Source organism: Atopobium sp. oral taxon 416, assembly GCF_018128285.1.
Classification (GTDB): Bacteria; Actinomycetota; Coriobacteriia; order Coriobacteriales; family Atopobiaceae; genus Olsenella_L.
On the sequence record NZ_CP072380.1, the window covers coordinates 1,748,075 to 1,767,354 of the forward strand.

A 19,280-nucleotide genomic window follows, 5' to 3' on the forward strand; every position below is an offset into this window, starting at 1 on the left:
GTGTCTTGTCATATACTTTTTAACATGTTACAGTGACGCCACGATACTACAGAAAACTGCCAGACATAATTCTAGCGGGTTAACGGGTACTCCGCCCCCCTACTAGTAACCGCACGGTTTTCACAGAGTGTAAGTGTTTGATTGTTGTTATTCAGGAAAGGATTTAACATGCCATGCTGAATACAGATATTTTGATCGTCGGATCTGGCTGTTCAGGCCTGTATACGGCGTTGAAGCTTCCGAAAGACCGGAAGATCCTGATCATAACGAAATCGGATGCGGAGTCGTGTGACAGTTTTCTCGCCCAGGGCGGTATCTGTGTGCTTAAAGATGAATCGGATTACAACAGCTACTTTGAGGACACGATGCGTGCCGGGCATTATGAGAATGACCGAAGGTCCGTTGATATTATGATCCGCTCCTCACAGAAGGTCATCCATGACCTCATTGACTGCGGCGTGGACTTTCACCGCGACGAGCACGGTCACCTCGACTTCACCAGAGAGGGAGCGCACTCGCACAAGCGCATTCTCTTCCATGAAGATGAAACAGGAAAAGAGATTACCAGTCACCTCCTTAAAGCGGTCACCGCACGCCCCAACGTTACGCTCCTCGAGCACACGACGATGCTGGACCTCGTGGAACAAGACAACGCCTGCTACGGTGCGATTATCAAGAAAGAAAACGGAGAGCTCGACACAGTCCAGGCAGACTTCACAATTCTGGCAACCGGCGGCATTGGAGGGCTGTATGAGCATTCGACCAATTACCGCCACCTTACGGGAGACGGGCTCGCAGTGGCAATCCGCCACGGTTTACGCCTGAAGGATGTCAACTATGTGCAGATCCATCCGACAACACTCTATACGGATAATCCCAGGGACCGTTCGTTTCTGATCTCTGAGTCAGTCAGAGGAGAAGGGGCAAAGCTCTATGACAAACATATGCACCGGTTTACCGACGAGCTGCTCCCCCGTGACCTCTTGACGGCCGCAATTAAAAAGCAGATGAAGAAAGACGGCACCAAGTTCGTCTGGGAGGATCTGCGCACAATCCCCTTAGAGGAGCGCCACGCACACTTTCCGAACATCATAGAGCACTGCCTCGAGATGGGATACGACCCCGATAAGGAGCCAATTCCTGTCGTCCCCGCCCAGCACTATTACATGGGCGGCATTTGGGTCAATCACTGGAGCAAGACCTCGATGGACCGTCTGTATGCCGTAGGAGAAACAGCCTGCAACGGCGTTCACGGAGAGAACCGTCTTGCCAGCAATTCGCTGCTTGAGTCCATGGTGTTTGCCGGCAGAGCCGCAAACGACCTCATGATCTCCTACGGTAACGTGAAACACAACCCGCAGCTCTTTGAGGAGGTCGACCTTTCTTTGTATAAGAATGAGGCGGCTCTGAAGAAACGCTCCAAGGACCTCGTGAGACAGGAAATTGAAAAGGCCGACAAGAATATGCAAGTCGAGGGTCTGACGGATAAAGAATCAGAGACCAAATCAGAGGAGATAAGACATGTTTGATCCAGCTACTTTGAAACTGAACGTAGACCCACTGATTCTATCGGCGCTGAGAGAAGATATTACAAGCGACGATATGTCGACGAACAGCGTCATGCCACAACCAGAACCAGGAACGGTCAATTTGATTGCAAAGGAAGACGGAATCCTCTGCGGAGTGCAGGTCTTCCAGAGGACATTCGAACTGCTCGACCCTACAATCGATGTCGCCTGGAATAAACAGGACGGCGATCACATAGCGAATGGCATACACGTGGCCACCGTACAGGGAGATATCCGTGTGCTGTTGTCGGGAGAACGCACGGCGCTCAATTACCTGCAGCACATGAGCGGCATCGCAACATATACGCATCGTATGGTGGAGAAGCTGAAGGGCACCGGGATCAGGCTGCTGGACACGCGAAAGACCACGCCGAACAACCGGATCTTCGAGAAATATGCGGTTAGGGTGGGCGGAGGATACAGCCACCGCTACAACCTGTCGGATGGAATCATGCTGAAGGACAACCATATCGACGCGGCAGGAGGAATCCGGCAGGCCGTGGCAGCGGCAAGAGACTACGCACCCTTTGTCCACAAGATCGAGGTGGAGACGGAAAACCTCGAGATGGTGAAGGAGGCGCTCGATGCGGGGGCCGATATCATCATGCTTGACAATATGAGCCACGCACAGATGGCAGAAGCGGTAAGAGTAATTGCCGGGCACGCGGAGATTGAAGCGTCGGGCAATGTCACACTCGACAATCTGGATAGATATAGTGACCTCGACATCGATTATGTATCATGCGGGGCGCTTACTCATTCCGCGCCGATCCTCGACCTGTCTCTGAAACACCTTCGCCAAAAAAATAGGGAACGCCGATAGCGGTGAGGATGGACATACGGGAAAGCTTGGGGACGTATTGAGCCAGACGATGAACGTATGGTTTCTCGGTATAACAGGAAGTGGGGGTAGCATATCTTGAAAACCAAACTGCGTAGAGAAGAGATTGAAAAACTTCTGTCTACCAGCACGGGACCGCTTTCCGGAAAAAGACTGGCAGCACATTTTCATGTCAGCCGTCAGGTCATCGTACAAGACATCGCGCTCTTGCGTGCAAACGGTTTGGATATTGTATCAACGAACAGGGGCTACGTCCTGCAGAAACAAAAGACCACTCACCAGAGAGTGTTCAAGGTGCGTCACACAGAAGATCAAACAGAGGAAGAATTGAATCTGGTAGTCGACCTAGGTGGTAGATTCCAGGATGTATTTGTATACCATCGTGTCTACGGCCTGATCCGCACTGATCTGAAAATTTGTTCGCGCTATGATGTGGCCGTGTATATGAAAGAGATTTCATCAGGAAAGTCGAGTGAGCTTCTTAACATAACATCCGGATATCACTACCACACGATTGAGGCCGACAGCGAGGAAATTCTCGACCTGATTCAGGACCGCTTACAGGAGAAAGGATTCCTAGCTCCACTCAGCGATTATGAGCCAGTCAATTTCTGGGAAAAGCATCTGGAACAAAGAGCCTAAGAGTTCTTGATTGACGTATGCCCGATTGTATCCCAATCGTTGGTTCATCTATATCAGCATAGGAGCGTCACACTGATAATGATATCGCGGTTGCAATTGCGCCGACACTCGCGCAAAGTCGACCGTGGGAGCGTATGCTCCCATCATAATGGCTTGCGACAGGGCGCTGGCCCATACACCAACCGTCGTCGCAAGGACTGACCTTGAAATGACTTGCCGCGCCCTGCCGCGGGTATCCCGAAGGCCCGCCATGACCTTATAGGAGCATGGGTGCTGCCAGCAGGCCAGACTCCCCTGATTCTAGGGAAACGATGATTAATGCCCCATAACGTGTTAAAGGGGACCGACCACACGGCTTTTCTAGGCCGGTATGCGGGGAAGGCAGGGAAGGATGCTCATCCAGCACGTGCAGGAGCCGCCATCTTGGCATTTGTCCTGCCCCATGCACCGCAATAAGGCCCCAAGACGGATCAGGCGATGCTAGGAGCCGGGAGGTGCAGCCTGCCGGCAAAAGATGCACATGGGTAAGGTTTGCAAGGACGAGAAAGACTTGAGTGTGCAGGCATCTTCTCTATCCTCCTGTAGCGCTTCCTTAAGGGGTCGAAGCGCCGCTTCACGATAAGGAAGGGATGCTCTACCTTTGAGCGGCCGGATGCCTTCCTGGACTCGATGCCCTTCTCGAAGAAGAGTGCACAGGCAAGGTCCTTTATGGTCGAAGGCTTCCTTGCAACGCTTTAGCGCATAGATGAGAGGTGTGGGTCTTTATGTGTCCTTAAGGGCGCTTCGCTATACCTATATAGCCTAAAGTCTGCGCAGCAGAACCTGTCATACTCCCTTACGAGTGCATGTGCCACAGGATATGTCAGACACATTCTAGACGATCGTCTCCACACCGTGCACAAGGCCACCTGCGGTATCCACGCCGATATGCACCTTGTATCCGATACGCCACCCCTTCCCTTTCTTGGACTGGTGCGCTTTAAGGGTCGCGCGCATGGTCCTTGTTCTTCGTTAAGCTTTAGGGCCCAGGTGAAGGTCGCATCCACAATGGAGCCGCCCCGCGCCGTGATCCCTGCCTTTTCAAGCTTCTAAGTTCAGGCGCAAAGCACAAGCTTTACCGAACTCCTCTCGCTTTAAGGCTATGGCGCATCTTCGCAAGTGTCGTCGCATCTGGCACCTGCTCAGACATGAGGTCTGTGTGCACAGAAGCGCTGCTAGGAGCGACAATCCAGGATAGCATCTTTAAGTTCCCTCGTCTTAAGAGAGCAAACATGACCTGCAACAGATACATCCTTAAGCATCGTCTTTGCAGCACGCACATGCCTGACAAGAGCCTGTCAGTGGTAGCTGGTATCTACCAGTGCAATCCAGCTATCCCACACAACGATTGTATCCATTTGCTCCAGGAATGCCTCTCGCCGGGTCTTTTCTCCTCAGACCTTAGGATTTAAGGTCCTAAAAGCTCATCTATCTGTCCATATCTTCCTTTTGGATATGCTGGAATACGTGGATGTAGCTATACCATATCCAGAAAGACAGATAGGCATCTATGTGGGTATGGGCACTGCGTGGTTCGAGACATTTTAAGCCGATGTCATACAGCGTGTGGCCCCAGCTACCTCATCGAGGCGAATTAATCATCGTTTCCTTAGACTGTCCCTTAGCCGCCATGTTGGAACATCGATGTTGGGGCCGTGCATATGCACGCTATCTAAGGATATGAGAATGGGCAGGGATGTCCGCATGTCTCTCATGTTGCAGGACGCGTCCACAGCGGCATTTGCTGAATATCCTTCATCCTTGCGGTTCAGGAAGCCTTGTGGGCGCCTGTTTCGCGACCGCATTGCCACTTGACAGGGGTTTGGGACATATGAGAATCGTACCATCTGGGTCCTGGCCATCCGCTTGGCCCAGCTCAGCCCTCATTTACTTGACTGCTAGAAAGCATAAGATAAGCTGAAATTATAATAATAGATATCGAATATTTGGAAGTGTCAGTGATGAGAACACGATCCAGTTGCAACACCCAAACAATAAGAATTTCAATTCATCAAAAAGCTCATCTGCTGAAACGATATTTATTATTTGGACAGATCAAACGTCTTCGACATGCACTGTAAAGATTAAGAGCGAGGGGAGGACGTATCATGAATCAGAAAGTAAAGGAATTTCTGACTGGCGGCATAGTCGCCGCATCTATGGTACTGGCAGTTGCTGCTCCTGCTGCAGGCGCATATTTTGAAGCGAACCTAGCAGCGTGGCAAGGAAGAACTTAGATTGCATCCGGAACCAAGTACAGTTCATCTCAGTCATATTACGTTGAGGTGGCAAGTGATTCATCAGCCGGTGGCCATTTCTGGGTTGGTAATGCTGACGGCACTTATATTGGAACCGCAATCGATCTTAATCGCGGAGAACATGCTTGGGGAGCCTACCAAGATAGCGGCAGAAGCTACAGCGGCTATGCAACTCTATACGGACGAGAGCTTGGCTATGGACCAATTGTAGACAACGTAAAAGGCTGGCAAAATCTGAACGGCTAGCATTTTCGCTGCTGGAGGGGGCTTTGTGAAATGTCCCCTCTATTGGTTTTGCATGCTGCAGGGGAGGGATGCCTTCATGAGGATGCTTGCGGCTATACGTTTCCAGCTCAGGAACATCGTCGAATCACCTCAGTTTCTTGCTGCCATCACACTTGCAGCTCTAGGCATTGCAGTGGTTTTTGCAGAAGGGCTTCTCAGATTCTGGGGAAGCGATGTCGGATCCCTGCCTTCGGCCGCAATCGGGTGGATGGGCAATTACGAAAGCATATATTCGTATCTCTGGGTCTATATGCTTGGTTTCGTAATCCCAACGCTTGGCTGCATGGCTGCAGGAGATTCCTTCTGCCGCGATCTTCGTTCCGGGAGATATGCAACGCTGGCAACAAGGATGGGCAGGCGAACCTATCTTGCTTCCTTTCTTTTTGCAGCGTTCATTGGATGCTTCGTCTATGTAGCTGGCATGATTGCGGTTTCACAGATCGTGGAGCTGGTCGTATTTCCCCTGAATTCGAGCATAGATGCATTTCAGACGGGATTCGGCAGCAATGCGGCTTCGATGCTGAAATACACTGACTACGCGGCACAGCTTCCTTTTGGTGCGCTGGCATCCATAAGTCCTTACCTGCTAAATCTGGCTTATCTGGCATACGACGCATTCTACATCTCGGCACTGGTCGTGTTTGCTGCAGCCCTTTCGCTGTTTTTACCGAAGCAGCCGCTTCTGGTGCTTGCGTTTCCGATGGCATTCGTGATTGTCGCGACGCAGCTTGCTCCTGCTGAATGGAATCCTCTCGTCAATCTGACCCTGTCAATCTCTCGGGCAGAAGACCTCTCTCTTGCTGGGATGTTCTCTGTACCATTACTGGCACTTGCAGCAGGAATAATGCTGGCTGTTGTATCCGAATTTCTGCTCAAGGGTGACCTGCAATGAAAAGGCACCAGTCGGTCATGAAGCCAGATATCAAGCGATGGCTAGCAAGCATTGCTCTCTATATAGCATCCATCTTCGTTATGCTTATCATGTATGGAAGCCCCTCTCAGCAGGCACTTTCGCCCGAGTCCTTTATGAAGCTCTATGGGACATATTCCCACGAGCTTCTGAACGCTCTCTTCTATACACCAGCCTGCATTGTCCTGCTTGTGCCATCGCTTACCGGTATCACATCTTCTATGCTGATAGTGAGGTGCAACGGCTTCGCCGATGCACTGAGGCGCACGCTGCAGGACTGTCTTCTTCTGGCGCTTGCGGCAGGATTTACTGTCTCGGTGGGATTGGCTCTGGATGCGACTTTGCTTGGGTGCATTGGTGCGGCATATGGCCTGTTCTGGCTTCTCTGGATATTGGCGGTCTGCTCATATTTTGTCAGCTGCGCGTTGCTGCTTGTCACGGTGTGCATTGCAGCTGGCGAGAGAGCTGCGGTGCTCGCTGTTCTAGGTTATGGCTTCTTCGGCTATTTTCTCGGCGCATCGCCGCTGCGATCAATCGATATGCTGCACTTTGGATGGATGATAGTTCAGGACATGCAGAATGGCATCGGAGATGCCCTGGCTGTGCTCCTGCGCCAGATGTTCATCTGCATTGCAATCTTCGCATCTATCAGATTGATGGCGGGATTGTGCGACGTGCCATCAGGGGGCGGATACAGATGATAGGCTATCCCATCCTTGAAAAGAGCCAGACAATACGCTGCATGATCTGTGCCGGCGTAGCACTCCTGTGTGCGCTCGCTCCTCTCGCAAGTTCATCGGAATACCTGATGACTGAGATTTTGGCCGGAGCAAGCGTTATCGAGGCAAGAGAGCAAGGCAATGCAATTCTCTGGCAGTTCGGCAGCATAGCACCAGCTGCTCTCAACATCTTCTTGCTGTCAGATGTGGCGACAGATCCTTCTTTTCGCCATGGCCCTCTCATCAGATTCCGCATGAAGAATCCCCGCGGCATGCTGGTGCAGGGTGCTGCGAGTCTTCTTATTGCTGAAATGCTCATTGCTGGCCTCAGCAGCCTGTCAGAGCTCTTGGCAGGATTCCTGCTGGGATGGCACCTTAATGACAGCTCATTCATAGCCTTCATCGCTTTCTCGGCATTGCTGTCATGCATGTCCGCAGCTGTATACAGCATGATAGGCTCGCTCCTTGCAAGGGATAACCAGAGCCGTTCCGCTTCCGGCTTTGCCGTCATCCTCTATATCGTATCCTGCATGGCTGTCGCGTCGCTGCCAAGCGATTCGCTCCTCTGCAGATTGATTCCTGCGGGCTGGAGCTTCAGCGCGACGGCCCTTATTGCAGGCTTAGAGATGAACCCCACCGCATTGCTTTTGGCCCTCCTAGCCCTGAGCATCTGGTTTCTCGCTGCTACCGCCGTGTTCCTGCTGTTCCGTCAACGCGTAGAGGTCTGATTGGAGTGCCATGGCTGATGTAAAGATTGAACATGTCACGAAGAAGATACATAGACGGGCTGTGCTGGACGATATAGACCTCGAGATTCCCGATGGCTCAGTCGCTGGCTTCACCGGCGTCAACGGATCGGGCAAATCGATGCTGTTCCGAGCTGTTGCCGGACTTGTCCGCATCAATGAAGGACAGATACTTGTCGGTGGCAAGTTGCTGGACCGCATGAAAGCCTACCCTGTGCGTCTTGGCTACATGGCTGATGGCACAGGGTTCTGGGAATACCGTTCGGGGAAAGACAATCTCGAGATTCTTGCCAGTATCAGGAAGCTGATAGGCCCTGAGGAGATTGCAAGGACTCTCGAGCTAGTCGGACTGGACACCGATGATGAGCGTCCGGTATCTGAATACAGCCTCGGCATGAAGCAGAGGCTCAATCTCGCGCAAGCCATCATGGAAGAGCCAGAGCTCCTGATCATGGATGAGCCTACCAATGCGCTTGATACGGATGGGATAAAGCTGGTGAGCGACATTGTCCGGAAGATGCATGCGTCAGGCGTGACGCTGCTCGTTTCCTGCCACAACCAGCCACAGCTTGAAGGCCTGTTTGACCTTCATGTCCATCTGCAAGACGGAAGGATTGTCGGGAAGGAGCAGCAATGAAGATGCATCGCAGACATGAGCATAGGTATCTGGCTCCTGTCGCAATCGCTGCCGCTGCGGCATTCATTGCTGTCATAACGGTTCTGTTCAGGATGAGCCTTACCGATATCGATGGAAAGGATGCAGACAGGCTTCCATCAGCTGCCTATGAGACACACTATCTGCCAAAAAGATACGCGGCTCTGTCAGATGCGGACGAGGTTGAGCAAGCATGGAGAGAACGTTATGAGTCTGATGGAGATGCAGCTCTCACTCCTGCGCAGAAGTCTGTGGCTCTCGGACTACAGCTGGCTAATCCAAGTGAGTATGCCGATGCAATCCTGATTGTGACGGCGACGGATGAGTCGCATTATGGATACCGGGCTTTTGTGAGCAGCTATAGGATAGACAGCGTAATCATCGGTCTTGGGAAGGAGTCTCGCCTTCTTGCTGATGGCACTACCTTTGCGCTTCCTGAGGTGCAGCTCAACCCAGGGGATAAGATTGCCGTCTATCAGGAATTTGCTGTCAGCAAGGATGGACAGAGCGATGGCGGAAGCGGACTTCAGATTGGCGCGAGCTCGACACGAAGCCCCTATACGGGCTATCTCACGCCTACCAGTGTTGGACGTAAGTACCTCGTGTTCCTTTGCTGCCTGCCATCGAACGGCGCGAGCGATCTTTCTGGGTGCAGGTTCATGTTTGCACCTACGGCCTATAGTGTGCTACCACTTCAAGATACGGATGGCAGTCTGAGCCTTGATCTCAATATCGTGAACGCTGGCTTCCCCGAATCGCCTTATGAGACATCGGAAGCTGCACCATTTAATTCGCAGAGCCAGTCTGCCAGGGATGAAGCATATGAGAAGGCATATGCGGAGACTGCATCGAAGCTTGAAGAACAGGCCTATGCCGATGCGATGAACACAGATATGTATGTGGAGACGGATGAGACAGAGGCGCTATTTCGTTCGAATGCTCAGAGTATCGCAGATGCCTATCTCTGATGGTGTTAGAGACAGAATTGGCCGGAACATGCATTTAGCTTTGGAAATCTCGCTGTTAGACCATAATTGACCTAAGAAGAGCCCAAAAGTGTCCGGGCCTTTGCCTACAATGCATGTCGTCAAACAAAAACATCGAGGATCAAAGGGCCCGGATGGATCCAATGATACTGCAGCAGATCAAAAAGATGGGGATCTCTGAGAAACGCGAGCTCTTAGAGAGACTGAAGGCGCTCATAGCCAAGAAGATGGCAGGCTCGGCACTTGCGGGAGCACCCAAGAGGTGCCCGAGGTGCAAATCGCTCAGCTTCTATTGCAAGGGCCACGACGCGTGTGGCCTTAAGAGATGGAAGTGTTGCTCGTGCGGCAAGACCTTCTTTGTAAAGACAAGATCTGTCCTGGCTATGTCAAAGCCCACGGCCACCACATGGGCCGTATATGCAAAGGGCACGCTTGCAGGCATGACGCTTGAAGAAGCTTACGGAAAGCTGCCATGTGAGCCTTAAGGACATTGTGGTTTTATGCGCATGAGGCTCTTCGAGCTGCTGCAGGCAGCGCTTGGCACCTTCAGGTATGGACCTTCCGTGTCCTGCCAAGAGAACGGCCTCTATCTCGACGAATCGCTTGCAGGCAACAGGGCAAGGCCGGCCACCCAGATGCTGAGGGAGGCGTACACGCACGGCCATGTTGTGCATTGCTGTGGCATATCGAACAAGAAGGTCTGCGTGGAGTGCTGTGCGAATGACTTAAGAGACGAATATACCGTCCTCTGCGGCAGGGGCAGGCCCGAGGACGGGAAGCTGACAGATGCCCTTTCAGGTATCGTCGATAGCTTATGGGTCGCCACTGACGACCATGCAGGATATGCGCGCGTGGCTCCCCTTCGCTTGGGGTCTTCAAGCACACGGCGAGCTTAGCCTCGTCAATGCGATGCAGCGAAGGCTGCGCGAGTTCCTGCTTTTCTTCCATGGGGTCTTCTACGAAGTGGCTGGGGCACTTGTCTTGCCTGCTTTCTGTGGATAGAGCAGGTAAGGCATTCGCAGCGGGAGAAGAAGGATATACTCTCAGGCCAGCTTGCAGAAGGCAGGTATGTCCATACCAGGCGTGCGCTCATAGACATAGAGCAGCCCTTCTGGAGCTATTGGAAGGACAGGGGCGTCAGGTCAATTATGGTCTAACAGCGAGATTACCGAAGAGCCAAAATAAATGGTGGGCCCAGAGGGATTCGAACCCCCAACCCAGGGATTATGAGTCCCCTGCGCTAACCATTGCGCCATGGGCCCTTAACATAAGCAAAAGGCCAGCACTTACAAAAGCACTGGTCTTTAAATTTGCAATGGTGGGCGATGTTGGATTCGAACCAGCGACCCCTTCCGTGTGAAGGAAGTGCTCTACCCCTGAGCCAATCGCCCTCAGTGCGTTAGTTATTCTAGCAGAATACCGCGTCATTAACTACCCGTATTTTTAATCTGTGGTCATTCGGTCAGTGAGGTCTTTTTTGTGTGGGTGCATCCTCAAAGCAAGTGCAACGACTGGCGATGGTAGACCTCCCAGAGACACTTCCAACCCAGGCGCTTGCAGGGTCTTCAGTTGAGTAAATCGTATACCTTCTGCACCTTTCTATCGGCGACATCGTCGAGACTTTTGCCCTTCGGAAATCAGTTCCTGAGAAGCCTGTTGGTGTTCTCATTGGTCTCTCTCCCAGGGATGGTAAAGACGGCAGAAGTACACGGTCGCCCCTAGTGCCTCCTGGAGGCCTTTTGCATCCGAGAACTCCTTGCCCCTGTCGAATGTGACCATATGTACACTCTTACCAAAGAGCGACTTTTGCGTGGCTTCGCTCTCTAAGGCCTTGCCACCAACAAGGTATCCGCTTAGGCAGGCGCTCCACCTGAGTGATAAGGCATACGCCCGCCTGCCAGCCACACTGTCGCCTTCCCACTCTCCAATCCGGCTCCTTAGGGAGGCTTCCTTCGGGCGCTTCGAGATGTCGTGGGTGATGTGTACCTTGCTCCTGCGCTTTTGGCTGCCTTTGCTGTGCCTGCGCTTGCCGTGGTGCCCAAGCAGCCTTGCGGCCTTTCTGCGCCCTGAAAGCTCGCAGTCCAGCAGCCTTGACTCCACGGCGTACTAGATGGTGGTGTCGCTTACGGCAAGGTCCGGGCACTGCATCGCGATGCCGATGCGGCCCGCTATCTCCTCCAGCAACCAGTGCTCGCCAGCATGTGCCCCACGACCAGAAAGTGCCTTTCTAGATCGTTTGTGATCCTGGGGTGCCTGCAGTGCATCCTTCATCGATGCACAGCAGCGACGCCTTGCAGGGCCTTCCCAGCCGTTATGCCTGATCTTGTGGGATATGGTCGACTTGTTGTGGCCGAGCTTCCCTACTATCTGGCTGGCCCCTCATGGCCCTTCTAGCAAACCATGATGTCCTTGCGCTTTGTAATGCTAAGATAGCTGTAGTCGTCCATGGTGCCTCCAATGGTATATGTCTTCGCAAGCATCATCATAGGTCGTGCCTGGATGGTTAGCTCGTATTTCCATGTTGTACTCGAAGTGTGGATTCGCCATGCAATATCTGAGCGCTTTGTCTCTTGCAGTTAAGGGGCACACTGTAGCGCATGAGCCTGATGGGTGATACCCACTTCGGCAGGGTGTGTGCCTGGTGTGCTTAAAGACTGTCCCTGTAAGCGAGCTGTACCTGTGCCTGCAGTCAGGACACTCCCATCTTGGCACTTAGCTTAGCGAAGGTAGCAAAGCCCGTGTGCTTACAGCAGCAACACTCAGCTGTGGCCTTCTTAGGTCGGCAGATCTTGGTATCTTCGACCTTGGCACTGAGGGTGTAGAAGGGACTTTTGCATACCATGGATCCTGACGATCCCACTTTCTCCTTGAAGGCTAGCCGAAGAGGTTGTCACCAAACAAAGCGCTGGGTGGGCTCCAGGGCACAGCTCCCTTTGGTATGGAAAGTTGTATCACCTGGGCTAGCCGGCCGGCCTGCATCAGCCCTCATGTACTTGATGGTTAGATTGAGATGTCCTTTAGCTGTAAGAGTCTACAAACTCAGGAGCCCCTGTCAACCGTGATGGTTTTGAAAGATAGCGTAGCGGTGCTTGCTGCAGTGGTCCTGTAGCTTTCTGAAAAGCCTGTATGGCGCTTGGGCAGCTGTTGTATCCAGGACAGGGATGGATGAGACACTCACGGCTCAGGCACTCAGACAAGGTTAGGTGTGCCTTATCGCCTTTGGTCTTGTGGCTCAAGACCAAATCACTCCCCTTGCGCCTAACCTCAGGCGTGCGCATTGTGTCTTTGGGGGCGCTTTTCAAGCTTGTGGCGAGCTCTTCTTTGTTCTGGTGGACAGGTGACCTGCACTTTTAAGCTTTTCAGGCAGGCTATAGTTGTGGATACCCAGCAAGCTTTGGTCAGTGTAGGTATAAAGTGTCCTTCTACACACCACAATCGTTACAGACAAACTCCCCTGTAGCCCCTGAGCGGTTGCAGCACACCTCAGGTGGCCAGCCACCTTTGAAGAGGTAGCCCTCTACACAGTGTGTGAGCTAAGGCCTCTTCAGGAGATCTGTTCTGTGACAACAGCTCTTGCGTCTTTCCTTACAGATGCCTGAGCTTGTTTGGCTCTGTGGCGCACTGCCTTAGCCGTGGCAGAGCTCGACCCTGCCACGTAGCTGATAAAGCATACAGGCCGACTGAGCTCTTAGGCAGATACTTCTCAGCAAAGCCATCCTTCTCAGGCAGCTCTGTAGTGTGACCCACTCTTCAAATGTAGAGCTTCTGATGCGTCTCAATGGTAGAATGTGGGCAGTCCATCTGCTACCTTAGATAGATCGTTGTCGTGTGGTGACTCGCATACTATCAGACAGGTTCAGCTGGACTTTTCCCCTTAGGTGTTCAAGTTGATAGTACAGTCGGCAGCTTTTCCTTCTCTCGAGTCGTAGCAGTTATCAGTTATAGGAGGTTCCTCTTGAGCAAATCGGTATAGTTCTTACCGATCAGATTTGCCCTTAGAGTTTCGACACGCTTGAGATCCAGACTATCAGTGTAAATTGTAATGTCTGAAATAGTATCGGCATCAATAGAGATAGCAAGCTGCAACGGTTTCCCTTCAAGGGTTATTGAACGCTGTACCTGTGCCTTTTCCCTTTTTCTCACAATCCATGCGCTGCTTCTGATCATCCGCTCAATATCCGCTTCGTCTGGATATTCCACATGCTCCGTCAACTTTGCCTCAGGATAGGATTCTTGAAATGAGTCAATAAGACTCCGTTTTAAGCCTACAATCGTGATCGAAGGATTCACCTCGTTAAGATTCGTGACGCGGCTCCTCACCGACTTAATGCCTTTCCCCACAAACTTGCTGATATCAGGAGTCAGGCACTTTGAAAACTGCAAGAGATCCAGATCCACCATCAGTGTCCCGTGAATGAGAAAGCGCTCCTCATCCTCAAGCCAGGCCATACCCGAAACCTTTTTGCCGTGGACGAGTATATCGTTGCGGCCCTGTACCTCTGCTTCGATGCCCTCACGCCTCAAGGCAGATAGGATGATATCCACCCAAGTATCCAAGCGCTTATTCTTTTGGCTCGCAATAAAGGTGAAGTTGAGGTTGCCCAGGTCGTGGTACACACAACCTCCCCCGGTAAATCTCCTCACTGGTAGGATGTTGTGTTCGTACATATACTTCAGATTAAGCTCGCGGTAAATGTTTTGGTTTCTCCCCATCACCGCACAGGGTTCATTCTGCCAGAGCAGGAAGACCATCTCATCCGGATTAAAATTCTCGTAGTAGCTGTATTCACGGGCGATATTAGCATAGGGATCAGTGGAAGCAAGATCAATGATTTTGGCATCCATTACTGGTGTATCCCTCTGCCGATCAGCGCCAACGCCGCCTCGCGAATTGCCTCAGAGGTCGTGGGATGCGCAAAGATAGTCTGCGTGAGCTGCTCGACCGTCACACCGTTTGTCATCGCCACAGTCACACCGGCAATCAAGCTTGAAGCATCGGGGCCGCAGATAACCGCCCCCAGAAGTGTCCCGTCCTCAGAAGCCAGCAGCTTCACGAATCCCTCGGTCTGATTCATTGTGAGCGCCCTACCATTTGCGCTGAAATCAAATCTCGAGACTTTGTATGGTATACCCTGCTCCTTGAGCGCTTGTTCGGTATATCCGACCGTCGCGATCTCAGGGTTGGTATATACGACAGACGGTACATTAGTATCACTAATAGGATGCTTCTCCACCAGCATATGATCGACCGCCACGCACCCCTGCTGTGAAGCGAGATGGGCAAGCTTGACCTTGGAGGAGACATCGCCGATCGCATAGATGTGAGGTACGTTGGTCTGCTCGTACTCATCGACGAGAATCTCGCCGGTCCGCTTATTGGTCTTGATAGAGGTATGCTCAAGCCCGAGTCCGTTGGTGTTCGCCCTTCTGCCCGTTGACATCAACACCTTATCTGCGATGGTATAGGAGGTTGTGCCGTCCTTTTCGTAGGTGACAATGTACTCGCCCTCAACCGTCTGCTTGATGCTGATAACCTTGCTCGATGTACTCGTCTGAATGTGCTTCTCTTTGCAGATACCCTCAATGAATTTTCCAGCATCCGCGTCGAGCATCGGAAGCAGGCTCTTCTGGAACTCGACGACATGTACCTTCGAGCCAAAGGTGTTGTAGATAAAGGCGAACTCTAAGCCGATGACTCCACCGCCGATAACAACGAGGGAATCTGGCACCTCATGCAGGTCCAAGGCGGCCGTTGAATCGATCACACCCGGCAGATCGCAGCCCTCTACCCGCAACGAGGCGGCCACAGAGCCGGTGGCGATAATGATATTCTTCGCCTTGATGATGGTTGAGCCAACCTGCACTTCCGTATCGCTGAGGAAGTGGGCTGTACCCTGGAGCACTGTTACCTTGTTCTTGTTGAGCAGGTACTCGATGCCGGAAACTAGGGTATCGACAACCTCATCTTTACGCTGCAGGACCTTTTCCATATTGATGGAGGCGTGGAAGTCCCCTTCGATCCCAAAGAGATCCATCTCATTCAGCAATTCAAAGAGGTGGGCAGATTGAACCATCGATTTCGTGGGGATGCAGCCAATGTTCAGACAGGTGCCGCCGAGCTTTTTTCGTTCGGCGATTGCCACATCCATGCCCCGCTTGCTTGCATAGATTGCCGCGACATAGCCGCCAGGACCGGCGCCGATAATGAGAAGATCTTTCTCAAGGTGATGCTGTACTGTGTCAGTGGGAACTGTAGTAAGAATCTCTTTGTTACTTTCACTCTGCTGTTCTGGTTGGATCTTACCCTGTTCGTCGATCACCATCAGCACGTCATTTGCCACCACTTCTCGACCCTCTTCGACCAGGATCTCTGCGATAGTGCCAGCCTCGGTCGCCTTTATTTGATGGTTACCCTTTGCCGTCTCTATTTGGCAGATAACCTGGCCTTGTTCCACATGATCACCGACGCGTACGTCAATTTTGCCGACAATGAGGGGTTTATTGCTGGGAAGCATCGGGGTTTTGATTTCAACCATGTCAGGGTTATCCTCTCAAAAATGGAGCTGCTCTCAAGAACAGCTCCATTCAAAATCGCCTGTTACTCGGCAACAATCTTGGTGAGCTTCAGAGGGACACCATCCTTCAGGCAATCTCCCACCGGGCATCTCGATTCGATAAAGTGAGCGAAATCTTCCAGCTTCTCCTGACTCGCATTCGACTTAAAGTGCATCGAATAGCGGATCTCGGTGTATCCATTGCGGACATCTGAGTCCATATCGCCTTCCAGCTTCACGGAGAAGCCTTGCAAGTTAATGCCATTCGCCTGGGCAAAGGAGAATGCGACAATGGACTGGCAAGAGCCTAACGCGCACAGGAGCGCCTCAACCGGATTCATACCGGTATTGGTCCCACCAAGTTCCTTGGGCTCATCCATCAGGATCTTGAATCCCCGAGTGCCTGACTCAACCTGTAAGCCGGTATTGGTTTTCTTCGCGGTCGCTGTAAACGTCTGTTTCATTGGGTGCTCCTTTCGGCATACTATTGGATAGCTTACTAATTATTAGCTACCTCATTATCTGTGTTATCTACTCTATGCTTGTAAGTATTGAATGTCAAAAAGTGAACGGCCTCGCCATAGGGCGCAGAGTTATATGAATACTGCTTAATTTTTCACTGTTTTCCAAGGTAGCTGGGCTAATCGTGAAAGATTGATACAGAGCATTCCGTGTGACCTCAGCGAGGTATCAGATACCGTTCACCGATCCATAAATGGTATTCAGTCTATATAATTTGAATTTTGAACCAATAGTGAACCAAGCGGTACTCACTAAAAATCAGCGAACTGTTCCCTACCGGCTCCGGGATCCACTCCCTTGAACTACTACGACGCCATTTCCTTTTGTCTGCGTCGATAGCGCTACCCCGTGAAGGTGTATTGAACATAACAATGTTGGCTCAGTCCTAAAACCTGTGTGTGACCCCATCACGCACCAGCCCTGGAAGCCTTCGAGTAGCGCCTGCTGGCAATCGAATATCTTGAGGAAGAAGTATTCGTCGTCGGGGTATTCCTAGCCTGCCCTGCTGAGCGTCTTGATCATCTGGTTGGTGCCTTCCACCCTGCCACTGCTGATATGGCGGCGCGCAGGGGCGACGATCCCTTCCATGTGCCCCTCCACGAAGCGGGCAACCCTGGCGAAGTGCCTGTCTTTCGTGCCGCGGCAGGTGTCCACGATCCTCTCCATGGCAGCGCGCATGTGCTTCTCCTGCCGGTAGCCGTAGGCCCTGGCGAGCATCTCATCTGCGATGTCGCAGGTAGCAAGCAGCTCGTTTTGGGATATGAGGTCCTTGTACCTCTGGCGGCTGCCGCCGCCCCTCCCTTCTGCAGGGCCTCCTGCTTGCCAAAGAGGGCGCTTCCCCTTGAGACGACCTTGCCGGCATGTGCATCCCGGTCCTTCCTCTTCCTGGTGTCCGCACTGGACTTGAGGATGTATGTGGAGTGCTTAAGGGGCACACGCGGCCTCGCTGTCTCCATCGTCCCTGAGCCTTGTCTCTCGTCCTTCCTGACCTTACAGATCACCTTCTCGTTAAAGTTCTTCACGATATGGAAGCAGTCGTAGACGACCGAGAGATGCGGATGGCGCTTAAGGAATGCGCACTCGAAGTCTGCGTTCATGTCGCAGGCTATGGCCTCCACATGCAAACATCCACTCAGCGAGCACGAAGTCGCAGAAGTCGTATACGACCTGCTTCCTCTTGGAATGCATAAGCCACAGCACATGGCCCATCTTAAGGTCTATGACCACGGCGGCGCAGCGGCGGCCATTGTGCAGCTTGAACGTATCTGCGCCCAGATAGCGGGCCTGCCGCTCCGGCTTCCTGAGCTTCAGCTCCTTGCCTTCCCCTTCCGTATAGAGCCCAGAAAGCCTTGCCCGGTCGATGGCCTTGACCACATTCTTGTGGAGCCCTGCCGTGAGCGATGCCGCTTTGAAGGTCTGCCCCAGGGCAAGCAGGTCACACACGAATGCGAGCAGCAACAGTGTGATGCGCTGGCCTGAAGCCCTGAAGAGGACGCCCTCGGTAAGGGTATTCCCGCACTCCCTGCATGCCCATCTTGGCCGCAAGACCTCTATCCTTGCCCTTCCCATCTCGAGCAGGAGGTGCCGAAGCACAATGGGGGCCTTCCCGTTTTTCTCCATCGTCCTTCCGCAGCAGGGTCAGCATGGTGCATCCGACACTGCCGGCCTGCCTGGAACGGACAGGATGCGCACTGGCTTCCTGCATCTCCTGCCCGATGTGCCGAACTCCTCCGTGCGTGCGCTCTCCTTAGGCTTTCCCGTCTGCACGAAGCCATCCAGATGCGAGGGGATCTGGATGAAGCCGGAAGTGGCAATCCTGCCGGCATGGGAAATGACGGACAGCTGGGCTGCCGTGGATGCTACACTTGTCATCGCGTTCCATCCTTGTTCAGAGTCTACATGTTGCGATGCAAGATTCGAGAGGATGGCCGCTTTTCTGTCTGTACAGATGCTATACCGCAGGCATCTGCCCACAGCTTTTAGGATTGAACCAAAATTATCAATAATTCGGTTATTACTGTTGTGTTACAACGCTCTGATGAAAGCATAGAGAAGTTCATAGCTGATAAATAAGCCCCGATAAATGCGGTACAACAACATCAACCGTAGAAGTTCTTTCTTGGGGCTGCAAAAAGGGGAAACAATGAGTCTCACGATCAACATTTACTACACCGGTAGCAACGGCAGTGCCCGCGCCTTCGCAAAGGAGATGGAGCAGTCCGGCATCGCCAACGACATCCGCAATGAGCGGGGCAACGAGAGCTACAACTACTTCCTCTCCATGCGTAACCCTGACACTGTACTTCTGATCGACCAGTGGAAGGATCAGAAGGCTCTCGATGAGCACCATAATTCACCAATGATGGAGAAGATCGCAGAGCTGAGAGATAAGTACGACCTTCACATGCAGGTTAAGCGCTATGTCACAGTCAAGGACAATGAAAGGGATGCTACCTACATCCGCAAGTGATGCTCTGAGTTACTGACACATTTGAGTGTAGTGTCGGTTTTCAGTGCCATTTCCATCGATAATCCTAAGAAAACGATGATTAATG

The 19,280-nt window shown here is 52.3% G+C and carries 22 protein-coding genes, 2 tRNA genes and 1 pseudogene; 13 read left to right on the forward strand and 12 right to left on the reverse strand.

Annotation, left to right across the window (positions count from 1 at the left end; all coding sequences use genetic code 11):
• The first annotated feature begins 173 nt into the window (after nucleotides 1–173).
• The 3 genes from J4859_RS09205 (at nucleotide 174) to J4859_RS09215 (ending at nucleotide 3,051) form a co-directional block, all read left to right on the forward strand.
• The gene (locus J4859_RS09205; RefSeq protein ID WP_212329265.1) at nucleotides 174–1,529 is read left to right on the forward strand and encodes an L-aspartate oxidase; all 1,356 of its coding nucleotides are present in this window, start codon (nucleotides 174–176) and stop codon (nucleotides 1,527–1,529) included.
• Nucleotides 1,522–2,391 carry a carboxylating nicotinate-nucleotide diphosphorylase gene (nadC, locus tag J4859_RS09210; RefSeq protein ID WP_212329266.1) on the forward strand — a complete coding sequence of 290 codons (870 nt, stop codon included), beginning with the start codon at nucleotides 1,522–1,524 and terminating at the stop codon, nucleotides 2,389–2,391. Before J4859_RS09205 ends, nadC begins: the two co-directional genes overlap by 8 nt.
• Nucleotides 2,392–2,487: 96 nt before the next feature.
• On the forward strand, nucleotides 2,488–3,051 hold the full coding sequence (locus J4859_RS09215; protein ID WP_212329267.1) for a transcription repressor NadR: 564 nt from the start codon (nucleotides 2,488–2,490) through the stop codon (nucleotides 3,049–3,051).
• Nucleotides 3,052–3,924: 873 nt separating this feature from the next.
• Here the strand turns inward: J4859_RS09215 and J4859_RS16950 are convergent.
• The gene (locus tag J4859_RS16950) at nucleotides 3,925–4,047 is read right to left on the reverse strand and encodes a transposase (protein ID WP_256436708.1); all 123 of its coding nucleotides are present in this window, start codon (nucleotides 4,045–4,047) and stop codon (nucleotides 3,925–3,927) included.
• A gap of 1,151 nt (nucleotides 4,048–5,198) precedes the next feature.
• On the opposite strand from J4859_RS16950, the gene J4859_RS16955 reads away from it, so the two are divergent.
• The 9 genes from J4859_RS16955 to J4859_RS09255 all read left to right on the forward strand — a co-directional run bounded on the left by J4859_RS16955 (nucleotide 5,199) and on the right by J4859_RS09255 (nucleotide 10,545).
• Nucleotides 5,199–5,327 carry a hypothetical protein gene (locus J4859_RS16955; RefSeq protein WP_256436709.1) on the forward strand — a complete coding sequence of 43 codons (129 nt, stop codon included), beginning with the start codon at nucleotides 5,199–5,201 and terminating at the stop codon, nucleotides 5,325–5,327.
• Between the two features lie 48 nt (nucleotides 5,328–5,375).
• A complete protein-coding gene (locus tag J4859_RS09220; RefSeq protein ID WP_212329268.1) occupies nucleotides 5,376–5,594 on the forward strand; it encodes a hypothetical protein in 219 nt (72 codons plus the stop codon).
• 76 nt (nucleotides 5,595–5,670) lie between these two features.
• Nucleotides 5,671–6,525, forward strand: a complete 855-nt coding sequence (locus J4859_RS09225; protein ID WP_212329269.1) for a hypothetical protein — start codon at nucleotides 5,671–5,673, stop codon at nucleotides 6,523–6,525.
• 17 nt (nucleotides 6,526–6,542) lie between these two features.
• A complete protein-coding gene (locus J4859_RS09230; RefSeq protein ID WP_212329270.1) occupies nucleotides 6,543–7,244 on the forward strand; it encodes a hypothetical protein in 702 nt (233 codons plus the stop codon).
• Entirely contained in the window at nucleotides 7,241–7,990 is a 750-nt protein-coding gene (locus J4859_RS09235) for a hypothetical protein (RefSeq protein WP_212329272.1), read from the forward strand. Before J4859_RS09230 ends, J4859_RS09235 begins: the two co-directional genes overlap by 4 nt.
• A 61-nt stretch (nucleotides 7,991–8,051) precedes the next feature.
• Complete coding sequence (locus tag J4859_RS09240; RefSeq protein WP_212329281.1) at nucleotides 8,052–8,645, forward strand: ATP-binding cassette domain-containing protein; 594 nt, start codon at nucleotides 8,052–8,054, stop codon at nucleotides 8,643–8,645.
• A complete protein-coding gene (locus J4859_RS09245; protein ID WP_212329282.1) occupies nucleotides 8,642–9,631 on the forward strand; it encodes a hypothetical protein in 990 nt (329 codons plus the stop codon). The genes J4859_RS09240 and J4859_RS09245 overlap by 4 nt, the downstream gene beginning before the upstream one ends.
• A gap of 152 nt (nucleotides 9,632–9,783) precedes the next feature.
• Complete coding sequence (locus J4859_RS09250; RefSeq protein ID WP_212329284.1) at nucleotides 9,784–10,134, forward strand: IS1 family transposase; 351 nt, start codon at nucleotides 9,784–9,786, stop codon at nucleotides 10,132–10,134.
• 21 nt (nucleotides 10,135–10,155) lie between these two features.
• Nucleotides 10,156–10,545, forward strand: a complete 390-nt coding sequence (locus J4859_RS09255) for a hypothetical protein (RefSeq protein WP_212329286.1) — start codon at nucleotides 10,156–10,158, stop codon at nucleotides 10,543–10,545.
• Between the two features lie 290 nt (nucleotides 10,546–10,835).
• Here the strand turns inward: J4859_RS09255 and J4859_RS09260 are convergent.
• The 11 genes and pseudogenes from J4859_RS09260 to J4859_RS09305 all read right to left on the reverse strand — a co-directional run bounded on the left by J4859_RS09260 (nucleotide 10,836) and on the right by J4859_RS09305 (nucleotide 18,597).
• A tRNA-Ile gene (locus tag J4859_RS09260) sits at nucleotides 10,836–10,911 on the reverse strand.
• Nucleotides 10,912–10,965: 54 nt separating this feature from the next.
• Nucleotides 10,966–11,040 (reverse strand) — tRNA-Val (locus J4859_RS09265).
• A gap of 274 nt (nucleotides 11,041–11,314) precedes the next feature.
• Nucleotides 11,315–11,749: a hypothetical protein gene (locus J4859_RS09270; RefSeq protein WP_212329288.1), complete on the reverse strand. Its 435-nt coding sequence runs from the start codon at nucleotides 11,747–11,749 to the stop codon at nucleotides 11,315–11,317.
• 6 nt (nucleotides 11,750–11,755) lie between these two features.
• Nucleotides 11,756–11,920 (reverse strand): hypothetical protein, encoded by a 165-nt coding sequence (locus J4859_RS09275; protein ID WP_212329290.1) that lies wholly within the window; start codon nucleotides 11,918–11,920, stop codon nucleotides 11,756–11,758.
• Between the two features lie 1,668 nt (nucleotides 11,921–13,588).
• Nucleotides 13,589–14,494 (reverse strand): lipoate--protein ligase, encoded by a 906-nt coding sequence (locus tag J4859_RS09280; RefSeq protein WP_212329292.1) that lies wholly within the window; start codon nucleotides 14,492–14,494, stop codon nucleotides 13,589–13,591.
• Entirely contained in the window at nucleotides 14,494–16,185 is a 1,692-nt protein-coding gene (gene lpdA / locus J4859_RS09285) for a dihydrolipoyl dehydrogenase (protein ID WP_212329293.1), read from the reverse strand. Before lpdA ends, J4859_RS09280 begins: the two co-directional genes overlap by 1 nt.
• Nucleotides 16,186–16,247: 62 nt before the next feature.
• Nucleotides 16,248–16,667: an OsmC family protein gene (locus J4859_RS09290; RefSeq protein ID WP_212329296.1), complete on the reverse strand. Its 420-nt coding sequence runs from the start codon at nucleotides 16,665–16,667 to the stop codon at nucleotides 16,248–16,250.
• A gap of 550 nt (nucleotides 16,668–17,217) precedes the next feature.
• Nucleotides 17,218–17,640 carry a transposase gene (locus J4859_RS09295; protein ID WP_256436873.1) on the reverse strand — a complete coding sequence of 141 codons (423 nt, stop codon included), beginning with the start codon at nucleotides 17,638–17,640 and terminating at the stop codon, nucleotides 17,218–17,220.
• Between the two features lie 20 nt (nucleotides 17,641–17,660).
• Nucleotides 17,661–17,822: pseudogene (locus J4859_RS17715) on the reverse strand (transposase); the annotation flags it as partial.
• Complete coding sequence (locus J4859_RS09300; RefSeq protein ID WP_212329300.1) at nucleotides 17,791–18,318, reverse strand: hypothetical protein; 528 nt, start codon at nucleotides 18,316–18,318, stop codon at nucleotides 17,791–17,793. The gene J4859_RS09300 and the pseudogene J4859_RS17715, both read right to left, overlap by 32 nt.
• A gap of 45 nt (nucleotides 18,319–18,363) precedes the next feature.
• On the reverse strand, nucleotides 18,364–18,597 hold the full coding sequence (locus J4859_RS09305; protein ID WP_212329302.1) for a hypothetical protein: 234 nt from the start codon (nucleotides 18,595–18,597) through the stop codon (nucleotides 18,364–18,366).
• Nucleotides 18,598–18,868: 271 nt separating this feature from the next.
• On the opposite strand from J4859_RS09305, the gene J4859_RS09310 reads away from it, so the two are divergent.
• Complete coding sequence (locus J4859_RS09310; protein WP_212329304.1) at nucleotides 18,869–19,195, forward strand: antibiotic biosynthesis monooxygenase family protein; 327 nt, start codon at nucleotides 18,869–18,871, stop codon at nucleotides 19,193–19,195.
• Nucleotides 19,196–19,280 lie beyond the last annotated feature (85 nt).

Bases quoted from the DNA above. Each gene is read 5' to 3' on its own strand.
- J4859_RS09205 (WP_212329265.1), top strand. From the start codon at position 174: ATGCTGAATACAGATATTTTGATCGTCGGATCTGGCTGTTCAGGCCTG.
- nadC (WP_212329266.1), top strand. From the start codon at position 1,522: ATGTTTGATCCAGCTACTTTGAAACTGAACGTAGACCCACTGATTCTA.
- J4859_RS16950 (WP_256436708.1), bottom strand. From the start codon at position 4,047: ATGCGCGCGACCCTTAAAGCGCACCAGTCCAAGAAAGGGAAGGGGTGG.
- J4859_RS16955 (WP_256436709.1), top strand. From the start codon at position 5,199: ATGAATCAGAAAGTAAAGGAATTTCTGACTGGCGGCATAGTCGCCGCA.
- J4859_RS09225 (WP_212329269.1), top strand. From the start codon at position 5,671: ATGAGGATGCTTGCGGCTATACGTTTCCAGCTCAGGAACATCGTCGAA.
- J4859_RS09230 (WP_212329270.1), top strand. From the start codon at position 6,543: ATGAAGCCAGATATCAAGCGATGGCTAGCAAGCATTGCTCTCTATATA.
- J4859_RS09235 (WP_212329272.1), top strand. From the start codon at position 7,241: ATGATAGGCTATCCCATCCTTGAAAAGAGCCAGACAATACGCTGCATG.
- J4859_RS09245 (WP_212329282.1), top strand. From the start codon at position 8,642: ATGAAGATGCATCGCAGACATGAGCATAGGTATCTGGCTCCTGTCGCA.
- J4859_RS09250 (WP_212329284.1), top strand. From the start codon at position 9,784: ATGGATCCAATGATACTGCAGCAGATCAAAAAGATGGGGATCTCTGAG.
- J4859_RS09255 (WP_212329286.1), top strand. From the start codon at position 10,156: ATGAGGCTCTTCGAGCTGCTGCAGGCAGCGCTTGGCACCTTCAGGTAT.
- J4859_RS09275 (WP_212329290.1), bottom strand. From the start codon at position 11,920: ATGAAGGATGCACTGCAGGCACCCCAGGATCACAAACGATCTAGAAAG.
- J4859_RS09280 (WP_212329292.1), bottom strand. From the start codon at position 14,494: ATGGATGCCAAAATCATTGATCTTGCTTCCACTGATCCCTATGCTAAT.
- lpdA (WP_212329293.1), bottom strand. From the start codon at position 16,185: ATGGTTGAAATCAAAACCCCGATGCTTCCCAGCAATAAACCCCTCATT.
- J4859_RS09290 (WP_212329296.1), bottom strand. From the start codon at position 16,667: ATGAAACAGACGTTTACAGCGACCGCGAAGAAAACCAATACCGGCTTA.
- J4859_RS09305 (WP_212329302.1), bottom strand. From the start codon at position 18,597: ATGACAAGTGTAGCATCCACGGCAGCCCAGCTGTCCGTCATTTCCCAT.
- J4859_RS09310 (WP_212329304.1), top strand. From the start codon at position 18,869: ATGAGTCTCACGATCAACATTTACTACACCGGTAGCAACGGCAGTGCC.